Consider the following 18,690-nt stretch of genomic DNA (forward strand, 5'->3'; position numbering starts at 1 on the left):
CCCTAATAAAAGCGGAACGAAGTTGGAGTGATACTCCGAATGTCCTATTGGGTCAATTCTTGTTTCTCACCGTTGAGAAAAACTGACATGCCTCTGATAATTGCGCAGAATCAACCTGCAGCTGGCTTTACTCGCCGCCACGCTCTTTGGTAGCGGCGAACTAGGGAGATCCTTATGACTCTTTGGCTTTGGTGAATGCGCCATACAAATCAAGGCGGCGATGACGTAAGTTGGTGACAGAGCCTTCGGTATTAAGCTGTTTCAACTTAGTCAAATCAACATCAGCGAAGATTATCATTTCGGTGTTGGCGCTTGCTTCTGTCAAGGTCGCATCGTGTGGGAAATAGATATCCGACGGTGAGAATACGGCAGATTGTGCGTACTGGATATCGACATTATCAACACGAGGTAAGTTGCCGACACTGCCCCCAATTGCAACGTAGCATTCGTTTTCGATGGCTCGTGATTGGGAACAGATTCGTACTCGTTGGTAGCCATTTTTTGTGTCTGTCCAGAAAGGAACGAACACAATTTGTGCGCCTTGCTCGGCGAGCATTCTTCCCAACTCTGGGAACTCGCTGTCATAACAAATCAGTATGCCGACTTTGCCTGCATCGGTTTCGAACACCTGAACATTGTCACCACCGTCGATCACCCAGTCTTTTTGCTCATGGGGCGTGATGTGAATCTTATATTGAGCGTTTATTTCACCATCTCGTTGCAGTAAGTAGGCCACATTATACAACTTGCCATCTTCGATGACGGGCATACTGCCAGCAATAATGTTGATGTTGTAGGTGACTGCCATCTGCGAGAAGCGGTTTTTGATCTCTTCTGTAAAGCTAGCCAAAAAGCGAATTGCTTCGACGGAATTTTGGTCGTTTTGCAAGCCCATCAGCGGCGCGTTAAAGAATTCAGGGAATAGGGCGAAATCGGCTTTGTAGTTCGCAAGAGAAGAAATGAAGAACTCAGCCTGATCGAGCAAGTCCTCTAAGTCATTCATGGCGCGCATTTGCCACTGCACAACACCAATACGAATCAGCGTTTTTTCTACATCATGTACGGATTGAATATCCTCTTCGTAGAAGAAGTTATCCCACTCCAGCAGAGTTGCGTAGCCTTTAGAAGCACTATCCTCTGGCAAGTAACCACGCATAATACGTTTGACATCGAAGTCGTTTGCAAGCTGAAAAGACAAAATAGGATCGTGAAGCTCACGGCGTTTTATCTTGTCGATGTATTCAGCCACGCTCAGTTCGTCAGCATATTTGTGGTAATTCGGGATGCGACCACCGGCTAAAATTGCTTTGAAATTCTTACTCCGGCAAAGTTCTTTACGCGCATCATACAGACGGCGACCTAAACGCAGCCCACGGTAGTCCGGGTGAACAAATACATCGAGACCATACATGGCGTCACCGGTCACTTGGTTTTGGATGACGTTGTTCTCGGTGATGATGTCGGTGTACAGGTGAGGAAGTGAAAACCGGTTGTAGTCCACTTTGATTGTTAGCGCTGCGCCGACAATTTTTCCGTTATCCTCAATACAGATTTGGCCATCAGGAAACTGATGAATGAGATCCATAATAGTCAGCCGTGGCCATGAGCCGCCAACATCAGGAAACACTAAGTCCATTAGTTCTGCAAGCTCAGGGTAATCCGTTGGCTCAATGGTACGTAATGAGAGTTTGGGCGAATTGCTGTCCATATCTTTCAATCCATTTATCCTTTTGAAACAGTGTTAATGAGAATGCCACAATTTGGAGCAGACAGATACTGAAGTCTTTGAGTTGTTTTGGTTTACCAAAAGCATTTCAAGAAAACAATATTAGCTTAGTTTGCTCTTCAACCATTCGTAAAACGCCGCCACTTTCTTAGCCGATAGGCGATAATTCGGGATCATCACGTAATAACCATAACCACTCTGTAAAGTTAGGTTGAGAATATGTTGGATATCCCCTCTTAAAATAGAATTCTGCGCCATAAAATCAGGAAGTAAGGCGAGTCCTTTTCCCATTTTGACGGCTTCGTAAGCTAGGTAAAAATGTTCAAAGCCTACAGAGTGATAGGTAACGGTTGATTCTACTGCATGTGCCGCCTTAAATTGCTCCCACAACTGAGGACGAGTGATTTGAGGTATCAGCGGATAGTCGCTAACAGCGTGCACATTCTTGAGTGCAGGAGCGTTAGTACCGACCAATAGTAGTATTTCTTCGCATAGTAAGTGGCTGTATTCATAATGCGTGGATAATGGAAGGCAGCGAATATGTAAGTCACTTTCGTTGCTCGAATCTTTGACGTTCCCATCCCCAGTACAGACTCTTACTCGGATGTTAGGATGTTGCTGGTGGAAGTCATCAATATTAGGTATCAACCAAAGACTGGCAAAAGAAGGGGTTACGTCCACGGTGAGTAATTCTTGCTTTGAATCTGACTGGATTAAGTTGGCAGTTGCATGCTGAATAAGCTCCAAAGCTTCTGTGACTTGCGGCAGATAACGCTTGCCTTCTTCGGTTAACTCAATACCACTCGCCCCTCTTTGTATTAAAGGTAAACCCACCAATTGCTCCAGCGATGCGATTTGTTTGCTTACTGCGCTTTGCGTAATACATAGTGCATCCGCTGCTTTAGAGAAACTGAGGTAATTAGAGACCGCGACAAACGTCCTTAATGCTCGAATAGAAGGGTATTCACTGCCTTTTAACATACTTCAGTTCCATTAAACTCTGCTTAGGCAAAGAGTAGAATATTCATGGCTTGAAGCAAAGTAAGATGCAACGTATGTGTGATTAGCTTCCTTTCTTATAAAAACTAGCTAAGCATTTTTTGACTGATTAATCTATAAGAGTATTTTAGATGTTTATTTAATTTCTTTGAAAAATCTACAAATTAACAAGAATCTTTTTCACATCAGCGATTAACCTCAATTTAGTATTGTTTATATAAAGTAAACAGACAGCTCTTTTTTTCTATTTTTGTTCGGCGATCTTTAGAGGATTGTCAGTATTCTATAAAATTAAATATATTTTTCATTAATTTAAAGTTGGCATTGCATTTGCTCTTTACTATTCGAACCTTCAATGGAACTTATATTAGGAGAACGAAATGAAAAGCAATGTTGTTACTTTGATTAGCCTTTTTTCTTTAGCAACGTTTAGTACTTTATCACATGCTGCGGACTCCAACGATCATGGTGTGTATGTTGGCGCCAACTACGGTTACTTAAAAGTTGATGGACAAGATGACTTTGATGATGACAGCGATGTTATTCAAGGTTTAGTTGGTTACCGTTTTAATCCTTACTTAGCGTTGGAGGGTGGTTACATTGATTTCGGTAGCTATGGTAATAACCTAGCAAATGCCGAAACGGACGGCTATACCGCGGCTCTAAAAGTTACCGCTCCCATTGCTGATCGTGTCGACCTTTACGCAAAAGGCGGTCAAATGTGGTACTCGACGGATTACAACGTTGCGGGCTTCCAAGGCAACAAAGATGATGAAGGTGTATTCGCTGGTGCCGGTGTGGGTTTTAAAGTTACTGATAACTTCTTAGTTAACGCAGAATATATGTGGTACGACGTAGAACTCAATGCGGAGAATGTCGCGAACGGTGCAAACACGGAAACAGACTTTAACCAAGCATCACTAGGTGTAGAGTATCGCTTCTAATATAGTTAGCCGTGCTGGACTCAATAAAAGTGCGAAGCAAAATAGCTTCGCACTTTTATTATTTATCATTCAAATAATTTAAGACCGATGAAGCGTATATATAAAACGATGGCTAATTTATTTTATTGTTACTCCAGGGTATTTAATACGTTACTAGCATGACTGTCTAGCCTTTTTACTAACCTTGAAAAACAAAGCTTTATTGCTCTACAAGTAATATTAGATAGGTTAATTTCCGCATTGCCTGACATTACATTTATGTGGCCTATAATACCGCGTACGTGTTCGTTACGTTCATTTTTTAGCTCTGAAATTAGCTAATTGAACCCAAGTAGCAAGGCCTACGGTCGCATCTGTTGTATTATATGACCCAGACCTGAAATTCTTAGTAAAGTCAAAGTTGAAGAGACTATTTTACTTACCCAACCATCAGTCATCCGAGCGTTATATCTATTGTTGAAGTCAAGAAATACGTTGCGTTCTAGATAAGTTTAAGGCTTAGATTGTAGTGCCGATCACTCATTACTTGTAGCGTTATTGACATAACCCGGAACAGATTTTTTTCTAGTCCATGAGCGTGGAAGTCGATACCAGAACCTCCTTCTAACCGATACTCAATGCCCCCGTGAATGAATGGCCAAAGAGGAGACATAGGAACTGGAGTTGCATCATGAGTGCATTATTTAATTTCCATACAAGTCAGAGTCTATATAACCAAATAAGTTACATTGGCTGTTCACGTAGTAGTCATCGTTTTCTTCATCATCAATTGAAAAAGCAAAGTACTTAAGAGGGTTCTCAGTGTCACAAGCAAGGTTAGCCATGTTATTTTTTACGTAATCCTCTATTTTATAACCATCAAAGCTTCCTTCCCAAATAATAGTACTTTCATCATTGCTGAGTTCTGCGACTAAAACAATAGTTACATAGTGTTCAATAAGAGGAGTGCTTATGATGTTTTTATTTTCATAGACTGGAGAAAACTCAAAGCGACCAGTACTGTCTGTGAATGTTGATAAGTCTATTGATTTCCCTGACGTGCTTAAACCAATACTAAGGCTAACCTTCAGACTACTAAGGGGTTTTCCTTTCTTTGTTAACACACCATTGATTTGCGGTGTGTATTGATTAACGTGTTCGTCATTCAATTTACTTTCTTCAAAATTCATTACAATGCTCACTAATATGACTGTAATAATTCCAGCAACTTAATTTTTCACAACAATATTTTCATTTTGAAATTTAAAAATCTATATATGTTGTGTTTCTGTTCAATATCTAAGGTTACTTTGTGATTAGAGTTACATTATTTTTTGTAACTACTGTTTGTAGTCATTACATCTATAGAGTTGTAATGAAACAAGCGAGTAGGGACTAACAATGAATACATCAATCAATTCATCGAGGGAGATGAGTATAGACTTTAGACTTAGATCTAGTTATCTCTTAGAAAGGATAGGTAAGCAGAAGACTTTTAAGTTACAGGGCTTTTAGTACCATGCTCTCTGCCTTTTTGATTAGTACTTATGAACTTCTTGTTTACTGATTAATACTCAACGAGTTTGTAAACCTACATGGGCCAAAGGTATGCGGTAATCCATGTAGTAAGATTTCAGAAAGCATGAATGTTTGAAAAAAGAGACTATTTTAGTTGATACAAAAAAGGCCACCCGAGGGTGGCCTTTTCCAAACGTTTGGTGGAGCTGGCGGGAGTTGAACCCGCGTCCGAAAACCGTTCATCATTGGTACTACATGCTTAGTCGATCTTTAATTTCGCCACCCACCTGCGAACCGACACGCTAATGAATGACTAGCCTGAATTAAAATTCGCCGTTCATCTCTCAGGCGGGAGAATCCGGGCTAGCGCGTTTGGGTTTGATCCCTCGTTGATCCCCGTCTTACGTGCGGAAGCTAGGGCGAGAGAGCTCTTAGCAGGTTATTAAGCTGCTAGTGCGTAGTTTTCGTCGTTTGCGACTATTTTTTTGCGGTTTGTTAACGAGGCCTACCGCACCTCGGCATGCACCTCAGACTTCTGAATTCCCGTCGAATCCTAAATCAGCCCCAGGTAATATTCGCATAGTAACAGAAAAGCATTGGCTGTCCAGTACTATGCGTTTAAGTGGTCAAGATTAACGCAGCGCGCTCTTCATTACGCGTGCTTTTTCTCTTGCCCAGTCTTTTTCTTTTAGATCCGTACGTTTATCGTGCAGCTTTTTACCTTTTGCTACGCCAATTTTTAGTTTCACCCAAGAGCGAGACCAGTACAGTGAGAGGGCCGTTAATGTCATACCTTCACGGTTTACACGTCCGAATAGATTATCCAGCTCACGACGACTCATTAGTAGTTTACGCACACGTGTAGGGTTCGCCACAACGTGTGTCGATGCCTGATTTAAAGGAGTGATTGTCATGCCACTCACAAAGGCTTCACCGTCACGCATAAATACGTAACTTTCAGAAATATTGGCTTTACCTTGGCGAAGGGCTTTCACTTCCCAACCTTGGAGCTCCAAGCCAGCTTCGATTTCATCATCGATGAAATACTCGTGGCGAGCTTTTTTATTCAGCGCGATAGTATTGCTACCCGCTTTTTGTTTCGTTTTTTTCTTTGCCATAATAGCGTCATTATACGGGTTGGATATCGGATAGGAAATCCTTTTATTTGCGCAATCGTGGAATAAAAGTAAAATTGGCGAGTAGCTTTAAATCTGTACATGTATCGATAGGAGTATGTATGAAGCAAGTCAGCCGTTCTGCGCTTGTGTCTTTTAGCGCCGAACAGATGTTCAATCTGGTTAATGATGTTGCTAAATACCCTGAATTTCTGCCTGGTTGCTCGGGCTCTAGAATCATTGAGTCTTCGGGGAATGGTATGGTGGCTTCTGTCGATGTGGCGAAGGCTGGAATCAGCAAAACGTTTACGACTTCAAATGAGTTGATCCCCGGTCAGGCAATTATGATGAACTTGGTGGATGGCCCGTTTAAGACGTTGCGTGGTGGTTGGATTTTTACCGCGCTAGATGAACAAGCTTGCAAGGTTGAACTAAAGCTTGAGTTTGAATTCTCAAGTAAAATGATTGAGATGGCCTTCGGTAAGATTTTTAACGAGCTTACTAGTAATATGGTAAATGCATTTACTAAACGCGCAAAACAGGTCTACGAGTGTTATGAGTATTGAGTCAGATATGATTCACGTTGAGGTTGTCTATGCTCTTCCTCATGAACAGCGTGTATTTAACTTAGTGGTAAATAATCACGCAACGGTAGAAGAGATCATTCGACAATCCGGTGTATTGGAGTTGTACCCTGAAATTGATTTGTCCAAGAACAAAGTGGGTGTGTTTAGTCGTAACGTGAAGTTAGATGCGACCGTTCGAGATCGAGATCGAATAGAGATTTATCGTCCGTTACTCGCCGATCCGAAAGAGATTCGCCGTAAACGGGCGGAGCAGGCTAAAGCCGAGGGGAGTGCAGACCCAGTCACCGGTGGCAAGCCTAGTTCTGTACGTAAAAATAAGCAGGATTAATATAAACCCAATAGCTCATGTGAGTTACTCAAAGTTTGACTAACGTGATTTCTATATAATAAAAAACCTCCCAAACGGGAGGTTTTTTTGCAAAAGTCAGTTTACTGAATTTGCTCGTAAAATGCGTCACTTTTTGGAAAGTCACCACTGATGTCTGCGAGTGTGCCTTGGTCATTAAAGTTTACAATCAGATCTTTCTGTACTGGTTCGCCATGGCCAGGAGTATGATGATAGATGTAATACCAAGTGTTTGGATAGCCGTTTTCAATAAGCATTGGCGACCCTAATACGAAGCGAACCTGTGCTTTAGTCATCCCAAACTTTAATTTATCAACCGCACTTTGTTCTACATAGTTGCCTTGGTTGATATCAATACGATAAACCAGTCTTTCCAATACCGAACATCCTGTCAGCAATGTCATTGCTAATGGTACGGCAACTAACCACTTCTTTAATTGCATAATAATTTCTTAGTAACCTTTAAAATACTGCGCTGATAATAAACAAGCTCGACGCAGATGTAAAAAGCTATGCGTCGTATGGTAGACAATCTGACAACGAATTTTGAGTTGAGTTGCATTTATTCACCGATATTAGGCGGTAAATGTCACCACATGACGTATTAGTTAGGTGACGAAGAGCAAATTTCAATCGGAAGTAGGGTGATGGACGCTTTCAGCGGTGAGCAAAGCCTAGTGACTCGTTAGTCGGTTTTGGCGAATTCGCGTAATGCATCACCTGAAAAACGATAATACTCTTTTTCATGAATTAGTGTTGCACCAATTGAGCGGTAAAACTGACCTGCGGTAGGGTTACTACTTTCAGCTGTCCAGTCCAACCTTTGGCATCCACACTTGATCGCCAAAGATGCCAGATACTTCATTAACTTGAGACCAACCCCTTTTCCTCGAACCTTCGAAGATACGAACAGATCTTTTAAGTACATCTGCCCTGAGAGTTTTGGGGCAGGGAACATGACGGTATAAGATGCAAAGCCTACGACGTCATCATTATCGTAAACCGCAATGATATTAACACCAGAATGTTCAGAGAAGACTTGGCTCTTTAGATAATGGACCAGATCGTGTTTTGATGAAGCTTTTTCTTTGAAGTAGTAATGTTCTAACTCAATAAAAATAGGGATGAGATCTAAGCAGTTGGTTTTGTGTATTGCTCTGATATCCATATCTCATCCCTTGTCGATTTATTAAGCGGCGATAAGCAGTTCTTTTGCGTTTGCCAACGTTGAGTCGGTTATTTGACTACCACCAAGTAAGCGAGCTAATTCTGCCACACGTTGTTGTTCATCTAATGCGTGCATTTGGGTTTCGGTTTGGCCTGCTTTGGTTTGCTTAGCAACAAACATTTGTTGATGGCCGCATCCGGCAACTTGAGGGAGGTGAGTGACACACAATACTTGAGTAGATTCGCCAAGCTTGCGTAGCATTTTGCCCACTACGGCAGCTGTTGGGCCACTAATACCTACGTCCACTTCATCGAAGATTAAACTTGGTGTATCTACTTTCTGAGCGGTGATCACTTGGATAGCTAGAGAGATACGTGATAGCTCACCGCCTGACGCAACTTTTGCTATAGGTTGCAATGGTTGTCCCGGGTTGGTCGATACTAAGAAGCACACGCTGTCCATGCCAAGCGGCGATGGGTGCGTGTTGTCATTGCTAACTTCGATACTGAATACTGCTTTCTCCATGCTCAATTCGTGCATGCTTTGTGTGATCAGTTTGTTCAGTTCTTTTGCGTAACGGCTGCGTGATTTGTGCAGTTTTTCTGCTTGTGTTAGAAAGCTTTGGTACTTGTGTTCTACTTCTTGAGCAAGTTCATCTAAACGTTCATCGGAGCAATCTAACGCTTCTACTTGGGCCAGAAGATCTTGATGATGCTGGTAGAGTTCTTCTGGCATTACGTGGTGTTTACGAGCTACAGACATCACTTTAGAAAAACGTTCTTCTACATAAGCCATACGAGCTGGATCAACATCGATGCCATCTAAGTAGCTGCGTAATTCATTCTTCGTTTCTTCAAGTTGAATCATCGCTTCTGACAGCATGTTAGGTAGCTCAGATAGCTTTTCATCTAATTCGGCTAATTGAATTAGGGAGTGATTGGCCGATTGCAAAATACCAAGCGCATTGACTTCTTCACCTTCGTAAATAAGTTCGATGGCTTGCTGACAGGTAGTGGCGAGTTCACCACTGTTGGATAGTCGTTTATGCTCTTGCTCGAGCTCTGCAAATTCTTCTTCACCTAGCGATAACTCATTCAGTTCTTTGATTTGGTATTCAAGCAACTGTTTTTGCGCCTGGTTTTGCTGGCTATTTTCTTTTAGCTGCTTGAGGTTATTATCCGCCTGACGCCAATGCTGGTAAGCACTTCGTGTGCTTTTTAGTAGGTTTAAATGCCCAGCATATTGGTCGAGCATGGCCATTTGGTGCTCACTTTTCATCAATTGATGATGAGCGTGCTGCCCATGGATATTGATAAGTAGCTGCCCTAGAGATTTGAGTTGTGATAGTGGAACAGGGCTGCCATTAATGAAGGCTCTTGAGCGGCCTTCTTTTGTGATAATACGACGCAAAATACACTCACTGCCATCTAGCAGATCGTTATCTTCTAACCAACGTGTTGCATGTAAGTTGTTGTCCAATAAAAAAGCGGCGCTAACTTCGGTTTTCTCTTCACCTTGTCGCACCATGCCGGCATCGGCTCGTCCGCCTAAGCAGAGCCCTAAAGCATCGATAGCAATGGATTTACCCGCGCCTGTTTCACCTGTAATGGTGGTCATGCCCTTAGAAAGCTCGAGTTGTAAAGACTTAACAATCGCAAAATTATTAACACTTAGATGAGCCAGCATTTTATTTACCTGTATAACTGAACAATACTGTATAAGGGAACAGTATATACTGTTCCCTTATACAGTAAAGTCAGGTAGGGAAAATTTTCTTTGTAGGCTGTTTTTTGTGATGAAGTGGGAAAAATGAGCCGATGTGATTACAACGACTCATTAAAATTGAACAGGTTACGGACGAGTTGGGTTAATCGTTAGTGGTTCTAGTGTGACGACTGCATTCACACCTGCACCTGGGTGATCTACGTATGAAGTATCTTGCATTAGAGTGTAGTAAACGTCGACGAAGTCATCATCATTCGTGAGTACACCATCGGGGATAGTGTCGATGATCTTGTTCGTGATTTGCGGAATAATCGCGTAAGCCTGAACTTCTGGATCTGGAATCGCTTTCAATACTTCTTCGGCAACTTGAACAAGGAGTTTTGCCAATTGTTTATAGTCTGTGCCGTCATCTTGCTCCATGAGCACAATGTCTGCCGCACCCCAGCGGTAACGAGACCAGTGAATAATGATCTGATTTGGATAGTAATCTTGGTTATCGTAGTCTAAGTATGGAAGCTCCACCAAATCGAGAGTAGGTTCATCACGACTTGGATTGACGCCCGTTACGATAGCGTAGATTTCTGCCTTGCCAGAGATCCAAGGTTCTTTGTCATCGGCTAGACGGATCTTTTTCAACTGCGTGGTTTGAATTGGAGCCGCTTCGCCCACTGCGCTACTTGACAATAGCGGTGTATTTTGGCGTTGTTCATCAGCAATATATGGTTGAACTAAAGCTGGTTGACCGAGTTTTTTCATCTCAGCTTGCATAGCTTGCAAGCCTGCTTTTAGCTCTGCAGAGCTATTGTTATCAACGACAAGTACAGGTACCTCAGGGAGCTGGTAAACATCGAGTTGATGGATGTTGCCATAAACATCAAATGCTTCGATGTATTGCCAATTCTCATCATCACCACTTGGTTCAAATGCAAATAATGGCTCGACCTCGCCACTTTGCCATGCTGTTATCATGGCTTCATTTGCCAAGCGAACTTCTAACAACTGATCAGAGTATTCAGAAATACCTTTCCAGCTACGAATTTGAGTGTCAGCTTGTACAAGCTGGCGGCTGAACTCTGAGTTAGGGTTTTGCTTAACAAATGCTGATACAGACACGTTAGTCTGTTGCGGAGTAATATCTCTTCTCAGCATGGGTTCAATGGCAGCATAATTCTCACTCAATTGTTGAGCTAGGGCCCGTTTCGTCTTAGTGATATCTTCCGCTTTTGCATTGGACACACTGTTGACTTGCGTTTCCTCTGATTGGCAGCCAATAAGTGCTAATGTACTGAGAACAGACAGAATGATGGTTTTCTTCATAATATGTCCTTTATTGATTGTATGAAATAGAGTTAATACTCTATTCATGGTGAGAATATCACCGGACATAGATCATTGAATTTGCTTTTCTATCTTTTGTGTAAAGTTTGCCCACAGGATCAAAATTTATAAGCTTCTCTTTAATGATGACAAATATCGTGTCGCCTCACTACTTTGTGTCTATTTCTTGTCTAAGAAAGCCAAAAGCCAGTAGCAATTGAGCTGCTGGCTTTTTTATTGAAGTTATTACCCTGAGTAACAAGTGTTAGAACAATTTACTAGACCAGCCAAGCTTATTCCGTAAGACGTGATAGTAGCTGTAGTCTTTTGGATGGATGAGCTTTAGTACATTTGGACTTTGATAGATGTGAATTTCGTCGCCAGGGGTAACTGGAAGTGAGACTTGTCCATCACAGCTAACTTCTTGTGTTCCACGGTTTTCTGGTGATACCACCAATTTAATTCGACGTTTTCCATCAACCACCAAAGGTCGACTCGACAATGTATGCGGGAACATTGGCACGAGTGAAATGGCATTCAAGCTAGGAGAAAGAATTGGGCCGCCGCCAGAAAGTGAATATGCCGTCGAGCCAGTCGGAGTGGAGACAATCAAACCGTCGGCCCGTAAAGAGAAGGCGAAGCTTTCATCTATGTACACTTCAAATTCAATCATATGGGCAATTTGCCCTGGGTGAAGTACGGCTTCGTTTAGCGCAGCGTTATGACTCTTTATTTGTCCGTGGCGGTGTACTTCCGCCTCTAAAAGAAAACGCTCCTCTTCAATATACTCACCGTCGAGTACCGCTTGCAGAGACGCTTGGAAGTCGTCTGGGTTCAAGTCAGTTAAGAAGCCCAGATTTCCACGGTTCACGCCTATAACTGGTACATCAAATCGGGATAAAATTCTTGCTGCACCTAGCATGTTGCCATCGCCACCAACCACAATGGCTAGATCGGCATTTTTTCCTAGTTCAACTAAGCTAGCAAACTGACTCTGTGGGATATCATCCAGTATTGCGGCAAGGCGATCGTCAATGAATACTTTATAGCCCTCAGAGGTCAACCATTGGTACAACTCTTTATGAGTTTGAATTGCTTGTTGATCTCTTGGTTTTCCGATAATCGCGATCACGTTACATGGATTTTTCATAGCATTTCCGCATTAAAGAGGCTTGAATCAGGAATCTTCATCCCCATAATAATGGCAAGTCACCTAAATATGCGAATTTTTATGTGGTTAAAGCCCGCAAAAACGCGCATGGCTTTAAGGGCATTATGTTGAATTCTGGAGATATCATGAGCAACGAAGAAAACAAAGTTACAGAAGAAGAGCTTGATCAAATCATCGAAGAGGCTGAAAAAGTAGAAGCTGAAGCACAAGAAGTTGAAGCTGAGCTTGAAGAGCTTGGTGATGAGACAGACGCTAAGATTGCTCAACTAGAAGCGGCACTATTGTCTAGCGAGGCAAAAGTAAAAGAGCAACAAGATGCGGTGTTGCGTTCTAAAGCTGAAGTAGAAAACATGCGTCGTCGCACTGAGCAAGAGATCGATAAAGCACGTAAGTTTGCGTTGAACAAGTTTGCAGAAGAGCTGCTTCCTGTTATTGATAACCTAGAGCGTGCAATTCAAGCGGCAGATACAGAGAATGAAACTGTGAAGCCGTTCCTAGAAGGCGTTGAACTAACACATAAAACGTTTGTAGACGTTGTAGCGAAATTTGGCTTGAAAGCAATCAACCCTGAAGGTGAAGCATTCAATCCAGAGTTCCATCAAGCGATGTCGATTCAGGAGAGCCCTGATCATGAATCAAACACTGTTATGTTTGTTATGCAAAAAGGTTACGAACTAAACGGCCGTGTGATTCGTCCGGCAATGGTAATGGTTGCTAAGTAACTTTAACTACCTGTTTTTTAAATATAAAAGCGCCCATCATTTTTGATGGGCGCTTTTTTGTTTTAAACATAAATGACTGCATCGAACTTCGTTGTATATCGATAAATGAAAATTTGATCCCCTTCATATTTTTTCCTATTGGTTAATTATTTTCCTATAGGAGATTTTCTCTCATCTCGCTGCGTGTTTATTAACGGAAAGGGCTATAAGTGATTGTAATCATTCGTTGTGTGAATATTTGTTCTGCATAGGAATGTAAATATAGTCATTTTTTCTAAAACAATGTCGTTAACAAAAATGTAAATTATCACTTTATTTTGTAACTTCGGTGTGTATGATTTGCGACTAATGCTTTAAAAGTAAGCATATATAACTACAAAAATGTAAATAGTAAACACAACATATCGGAGATTTATAATGGATAAATCGCTTTCTAGTAAGATTTTTATAGGCTTGTTTGCCGGCCTTGTGCTGGGGACAGCAATTCAGTACTTATTTAGCGGTATTGCGATTTTTGATACATACCTACTTGGAGCAGCAGAAGGTGTTGGCGGCATGTTCGTCTCACTGATCAAATTGCTTGTTGTTCCTTTAGTTTACGTTTCAATCGTATGCGGCATTGTTGACTTGAAAGACATCAGTGCATTTGGTCGTCTTGGTGGAAAAACTTTTACCCTTTACATTCTTAACACCATCATTGCGATTACGGCGGCTTTGACTGTCGGCTTGATCTTCCAGCCAGGAGCGGGCGCTAATCTAGCAGGAACGGTATCTGAGGCTGTACAGCTGACAACGACAGAGACGCCGGACATTTTCTCTTTAGTTGTTAACATTGTTCCTAGCAATCCTGTACAAGCGTTTGCTAGCGGCGACATGCTGCAAATCATCTTTATGGCAATTTTGACGGGGCTTGCAATTCAAGCTTTGGATTCTCGTGGTGGCCCAGCTATTCGCACATTCAAAATGGCAAATGAAATCATGATGAAATTGGTTGGATTAGTGATGAGTCTTGCACCATATGGTGTGTTCGCACTAATGATTCAACTAGGTGCAACGCTAAACGCCAATACATTAATGTCCGTTGCCGGTTACGTGGCTTTGGTGGTTGCGATGTTGGTGTTCTGGATCTTCTTCTTCTACCCAATGGCAGTGAGTATTGCGACAGGAACTTCTCCAAAGACTTTCCTACGTGCAACTCGTGAGCAGATTCTTTTCTCTCTATCTACCGCGAGCTCAAACGCGACTATCCCGGTAACGATGCGCACACTGACAGAAAAGCTTCAGGTCTCTAAATCGGTTGCTGGCTTCGGTGTACCACTGGGCGCAACGATGAATATGTCTGGTGTGTCTATCTATATTGCTCTAGCAACGATGTTTGTTGCGAACGCTTTTGGCCAGCCAATTAACACCGCAGACATCTTCACACTTGGCTTAACTATTCTTCTGTTATCTATTGGTGCTGGCGGCGTTCCTGGGGGCGGCGTGGTAATGGTAGGCGTTTTGCTTCACCAACTAGGTTTACCACCTGAAGGTTTAGCAATCATTGCAGCGGTCGACCGTATAAATGATATGTTCTGTACATCATCTAACGTTGTCGGCGACACGGCAGTGAACACCATTGTTGCAAAAACAGAAGGTGAGATAGGTAAAGAAGAAGGTGTTGATGCTGAGCCTGCTCAAGCGAACGCCTAATACCTTGAATAATTTATTTTAACCCTAATATTGAAGCGAGCTCTTATGAGCTCGTTTTTTATTTAGGAAGAGTCGGACATAAATAAATTTATCTGGGAAATGACGTTTTGTTGCGCTACAGCAGTGTGACGAGTTCCCAACTAATCAGAAAGAAACACATAAATTTCGAAAAAAGACGCTTTTTTTTTAATTCTGCCCTTGAAAAGCATTTTGCCGCCCTTATCTATGTGGCATAGAGAAGCAAACATTGATTATTTTTGTTTGTGAGCAAGGGTTGAAACCCGATTCTCCTCCCCCCACATTGGGGTTATAACCAAACGAAAATAGAATTTATTCGGAGATAGCCAGATGGGTAAAATCATTGGTATTGACTTAGGTACTACTAACTCATGTGTTGCTGTATTAGACGGCGACAAACCACGTGTAATTGAAAACGCAGAGGGCGAACGTACTACTGCATCGGTTATTGCTTACACTGACGGTGAGACGCTAGTAGGTCAACCAGCGAAACGTCAAGCAGTAACTAACCCAGAAAACACGCTATTTGCAATTAAGCGTCTAATCGGTCGTCGTTTTGAAGACGAAGAAGTTCAGCGTGACATCGAAATCATGCCTTACAAAATCGTTAAGGCTGACAACGGTGATGCTTGGGTAGAAGCGAAAGGCCAAAAAATGGCAGCTCCTCAGGTTTCTGCTGAAGTTCTTAAGAAAATGAAGAAAACTGCTGAAGACTTCCTTGGTGAGGAAGTAACTGGCGCAGTTATCACAGTACCTGCTTACTTTAACGATGCTCAGCGTCAAGCGACAAAAGATGCTGGCCGTATCGCAGGTCTAGAAGTTAAACGTATCATCAACGAACCAACGGCAGCTGCACTAGCTTACGGTCTAGATAAGAAAGGCGGCGATCGCACTATCGCGGTATACGACCTTGGTGGTGGTACATTCGATATTTCAATCATCGAAATTGATGAAGTTGAAGGCGAGAAAACATTCGAAGTTTTAGCAACTAACGGTGATACTCACCTAGGTGGTGAAGACTTTGATAACCGTCTAATCAACTACTTGGTTGATGAGTTCAACAAAGAGCAAGGCATCAACCTTAAGAACGACCCACTAGCAATGCAGCGTGTTAAAGAAGCAGCAGAGAAAGCGAAAATCGAGCTTTCTTCTACTTCTCAAACAGACGTAAACCTACCTTACGTTACTGCAGATGCAACTGGTCCTAAGCACATGAACATTAAAGTGACTCGTGCAAAACTAGAATCTCTAGTTGAAGACCTAGTACAACGCTCTCTTGAGCCATTAAAAGTAGCTTTAGCTGATGCTGACCTATCAGTAAACGACATCACTGACGTAATCCTAGTTGGTGGTCAGACTCGTATGCCAATGGTTCAAGCGAAAGTTGCTGAGTTCTTTGGTAAAGAAGCGCGCCGTGACGTAAACCCTGACGAAGCAGTAGCAATGGGTGCTGCAGTTCAAGGTGGTGTACTTGCTGGTGACGTTAAAGACGTACTACTACTAGACGTAACTCCACTGTCTCTAGGTATCGAGACAATGGGTGGCGTGATGACTAAGTTAGTTGAGAAGAACACAACTATCCCAACTAAAGCGAACCAAGTTTTCTCTACAGCGGAAGACAACCAGAGCGCGGTAACTATCCACGTTCTACAAGGTGAGCGTAAGCAAGCGATGTACAACAAGTCTCTAGGCCAATTTAACCTAGAAGGCATCCAGCCTGCACCACGTGGTATGCCACAAATCGAGGTTACGTTTGACCTTGATGCGGATGGTATCCTACACGTGTCTGCGAAAGACAAGCAGACTGGTAAAGAGCAGAAGATCACTATCCAAGCTTCTGGCGGTCTAAGCGATGAAGACATCGAGAAAATGGTTCAAGAAGCAGAAGCTAACAAAGAAGCGGACAAGAAGTTCGAAGAGCTAGCGACTGCACGTAACCAAGCTGACCAAATGATTCACGGTACTCGTAAGCAAGTAGAAGAAGCTGGTGAAGCGCTACCTGCAGAAGAGAAAGAGAAGATTGAAGCAGCAATTTCTGAGCTAGAAACAGCACGTAAAGGCGAAGACAAAGAAGCTATCGATGCTAAAGTTCAAGCACTAATGACTGCTTCTCAAAAGCTGATGGAAATCGCTCAACAACAAGCTCAAGCGCAGCAAGCACAAGGTGCTGACGCAGGTGCACAGTCTAAAGAAGACGACGTTGTAGATGCTGAGTTCGAAGAAGTTAAAGACGACAAGAAATAATATTTCTTAACCAGATGGCTGCATAGCCATCTGGGGTCGATAAGACTTCGTGTGCGGGCGTTTGGGGCAACTCTTACGCCCGTCTGTTTGTAAACGCTGTCTTTCTAGTTAAGTATGTTGCAGACAAGTGCACTTACCTAGAACGATACAAACACCAAGCGGTGAATCGATGCCGTTTGTAGTAATTAACTGGTGACGAAGAACATGTCAAAACGTGATTTTTACGAAGTATTAGGCGTAAGCCGTGATGCCTCAGAGCGCGATATCAAAAAGGCGTATAAGCGTCTAGCGATGAAATTCCACCCAGACCGAAACCAGGGTGATGATTCTGCGGCGGACAAGTTTAAAGAAGTAAAAGAAGCGTACGAAGTTCTGACCGACCCTCAAAAGAAAGCGGCGTACGACCAATACGGTCATGCTGCTTTTGAACAAGGCGGCGGTGGTTTCGGTGGCGGCGGCTTTGGCGGCGGCGGTGCTGATTTCGGCGACATCTTTGGCGATGTATTCGGTGACATCTTTGGTGGTGGTCGTCGTGGCGGTGGTGGCCACCGTGCCCAGCGAGGTGCTGACCTACGTTACAACATGGAATTGACGCTAGAAGAAGCGGTTCGTGGTGTAACGAAGGAGATCGAAGTACCGACACTAGTACACTGTGATACCTGTGATGGTAGTGGCGCGAAGAAAGGTTCATCTGCTGAAACATGTGGTACCTGTCATGGTCATGGTCAAGTACAGATGCGCCAGGGCTTCTTCGCAGTGCAACAAACCTGTCCTACCTGTCACGGCAAAGGTAAAATCATTAAAGACCCTTGTAATGAGTGTCATGGTCAAGGTCGTAAGCAGAAAACAAAAACACTTAACGTTAAGATCCCGGCAGGTGTTGATACTGGCGATCGTATTCGCCTATCTGGCGAAGGTGAAGCGGGAGAAATGGGGGCGCCTGCTGGCGACTTGTATGTACAAGTGCACGTGAAAGAGCACCATATCTTCGAGCGTGATGGCAACAACCTATACTGTGAAGTGCCAGTAAGCTTTGCGATGGCAGCTCTAGGTGGTGAAGTTGAAGTACCAACCCTAGATGGTCGCGTAAGCCTAAAAGTGCCTTCAGAAACGCAAACAGGTCGTATGTTCCGTATGCGTGGTAAAGGTGTGAAAGGCGTTCGCGGTGGCGGTGTTGGTGATCTTATTGTGAAGTTGGTTGTCGAAACACCAGTAAATCTAAGCTCACGCCAAAAAGAACTGCTCAAAGAGTTTGAAGAGTCTTGTGGTGGTGAAGCGGCGACAAAGCACAAGCCTAAATCAGAAGGCTTTTTCAACGGTGTGAAAAAGTTCTTTGATGATTTAACCAGCTAAGACGTTAGCGAAAAGCACACATACAAAGGCCTGCTAAAATGCAGGCCTTTTTGCATCTCGGTGTTC

16 protein-coding genes and 1 other RNA gene are annotated in these 18,690 nt (G+C 42.9%); 7 read left to right on the plus strand and 10 right to left on the minus strand.

The genetic code is table 11. The features are described 5' to 3' along the window. Positions 1 to 172 precede the first annotated feature (172 nt). Entirely contained in the window at positions 173 to 1,708 is a 1,536-nt protein-coding gene (locus R7Z77_RS05225; protein ID WP_047102129.1) for a bifunctional GNAT family N-acetyltransferase/carbon-nitrogen hydrolase family protein, read from the minus strand. A gap of 120 nt (positions 1,709 to 1,828) precedes the next feature. Further along, a complete protein-coding gene (locus R7Z77_RS05230; protein WP_213967875.1) occupies positions 1,829 to 2,707 on the minus strand; it encodes a LysR family transcriptional regulator in 879 nt (292 codons plus the stop codon). A 398-nt stretch (positions 2,708 to 3,105) separates the two neighbouring features. Here R7Z77_RS05230 and R7Z77_RS05235 point away from each other — a divergent pair, with 398 nt between their 5' ends. Beyond that, entirely contained in the window at positions 3,106 to 3,669 is a 564-nt protein-coding gene (locus tag R7Z77_RS05235) for a porin family protein (protein ID WP_005381668.1), read from the plus strand. Between the two features lie 683 nt (positions 3,670 to 4,352). On the opposite strand, the gene R7Z77_RS05240 is transcribed toward R7Z77_RS05235, so the two are convergent. The 3 genes from R7Z77_RS05240 to smpB form a co-directional block, all read right to left on the minus strand. Next, entirely contained in the window at positions 4,353 to 4,838 is a 486-nt protein-coding gene (locus R7Z77_RS05240) for a DUF6795 domain-containing protein (protein WP_064377308.1), read from the minus strand. 526 nt (positions 4,839 to 5,364) lie between these two features. After that, positions 5,365 to 5,732, minus strand: a transfer-messenger RNA (tmRNA) gene (gene ssrA, locus R7Z77_RS05245). 66 nt (positions 5,733 to 5,798) lie between these two features. Continuing rightward, positions 5,799 to 6,284: an SsrA-binding protein SmpB gene (gene smpB, locus R7Z77_RS05250; protein WP_005381642.1), complete on the minus strand. Its 486-nt coding sequence runs from the start codon at positions 6,282 to 6,284 to the stop codon at positions 5,799 to 5,801. 119 nt (positions 6,285 to 6,403) lie between these two features. Between smpB and R7Z77_RS05255 the strand changes: the two genes are divergently transcribed. Beyond that, positions 6,404 to 6,847, plus strand: a complete 444-nt coding sequence (locus R7Z77_RS05255) for an SRPBCC family protein (protein WP_005381641.1) — start codon at positions 6,404 to 6,406, stop codon at positions 6,845 to 6,847. Further along, a complete protein-coding gene (locus tag R7Z77_RS05260; RefSeq protein WP_005381640.1) occupies positions 6,837 to 7,196 on the plus strand; it encodes an RnfH family protein in 360 nt (119 codons plus the stop codon). The genes R7Z77_RS05255 and R7Z77_RS05260 overlap by 11 nt, the downstream gene beginning before the upstream one ends. Before the next feature lie 101 nt (positions 7,197 to 7,297). On the opposite strand, the gene bamE is transcribed toward R7Z77_RS05260, so the two are convergent. From bamE to nadK, 5 genes are all read right to left on the minus strand, one after another. After that, complete coding sequence (gene bamE, locus R7Z77_RS05265; RefSeq protein ID WP_017820585.1) at positions 7,298 to 7,657, minus strand: outer membrane protein assembly factor BamE; 360 nt, start codon at positions 7,655 to 7,657, stop codon at positions 7,298 to 7,300. A gap of 242 nt (positions 7,658 to 7,899) precedes the next feature. Beyond that, positions 7,900 to 8,382, minus strand: coding sequence for a GNAT family N-acetyltransferase (locus tag R7Z77_RS05270; RefSeq protein ID WP_005381636.1), 483 nt, complete (start codon positions 8,380 to 8,382; stop codon positions 7,900 to 7,902). 21 nt (positions 8,383 to 8,403) lie between these two features. Further along, positions 8,404 to 10,068, minus strand: a complete 1,665-nt coding sequence (gene recN, locus R7Z77_RS05275; protein WP_005383750.1) for a DNA repair protein RecN — start codon at positions 10,066 to 10,068, stop codon at positions 8,404 to 8,406. A 165-nt stretch (positions 10,069 to 10,233) separates the two neighbouring features. Next, entirely contained in the window at positions 10,234 to 11,424 is a 1,191-nt protein-coding gene (locus R7Z77_RS05280) for a DUF3103 domain-containing protein (protein ID WP_005383752.1), read from the minus strand. Between the two features lie 265 nt (positions 11,425 to 11,689). After that, positions 11,690 to 12,574 carry an NAD(+) kinase gene (gene nadK, locus R7Z77_RS05285; protein WP_005381631.1) on the minus strand — a complete coding sequence of 295 codons (885 nt, stop codon included), beginning with the start codon at positions 12,572 to 12,574 and terminating at the stop codon, positions 11,690 to 11,692. 146 nt (positions 12,575 to 12,720) lie between these two features. On the opposite strand from nadK, the gene grpE reads away from it, so the two are divergent. The 4 genes from grpE to dnaJ all read left to right on the plus strand — a co-directional run bounded on the left by grpE (position 12,721) and on the right by dnaJ (position 18,624). Further along, on the plus strand, positions 12,721 to 13,317 hold the full coding sequence (grpE, locus tag R7Z77_RS05290) for a nucleotide exchange factor GrpE (RefSeq protein ID WP_021034134.1): 597 nt from the start codon (positions 12,721 to 12,723) through the stop codon (positions 13,315 to 13,317). Positions 13,318 to 13,734: 417 nt separating this feature from the next. Then, positions 13,735 to 15,009: a dicarboxylate/amino acid:cation symporter gene (locus R7Z77_RS05295; RefSeq protein WP_005381625.1), complete on the plus strand. Its 1,275-nt coding sequence runs from the start codon at positions 13,735 to 13,737 to the stop codon at positions 15,007 to 15,009. 348 nt (positions 15,010 to 15,357) lie between these two features. Next, positions 15,358 to 17,271, plus strand: a complete 1,914-nt coding sequence (gene dnaK, locus R7Z77_RS05300; protein WP_005381623.1) for a molecular chaperone DnaK — start codon at positions 15,358 to 15,360, stop codon at positions 17,269 to 17,271. Between the two features lie 204 nt (positions 17,272 to 17,475). Next, positions 17,476 to 18,624, plus strand: coding sequence for a molecular chaperone DnaJ (dnaJ, locus tag R7Z77_RS05305; protein WP_005381620.1), 1,149 nt, complete (start codon positions 17,476 to 17,478; stop codon positions 18,622 to 18,624). The last annotated feature ends 66 nt before the right edge of the window (positions 18,625 to 18,690 follow it).

Source organism: Vibrio sp. 1401, from assembly GCF_033340295.1.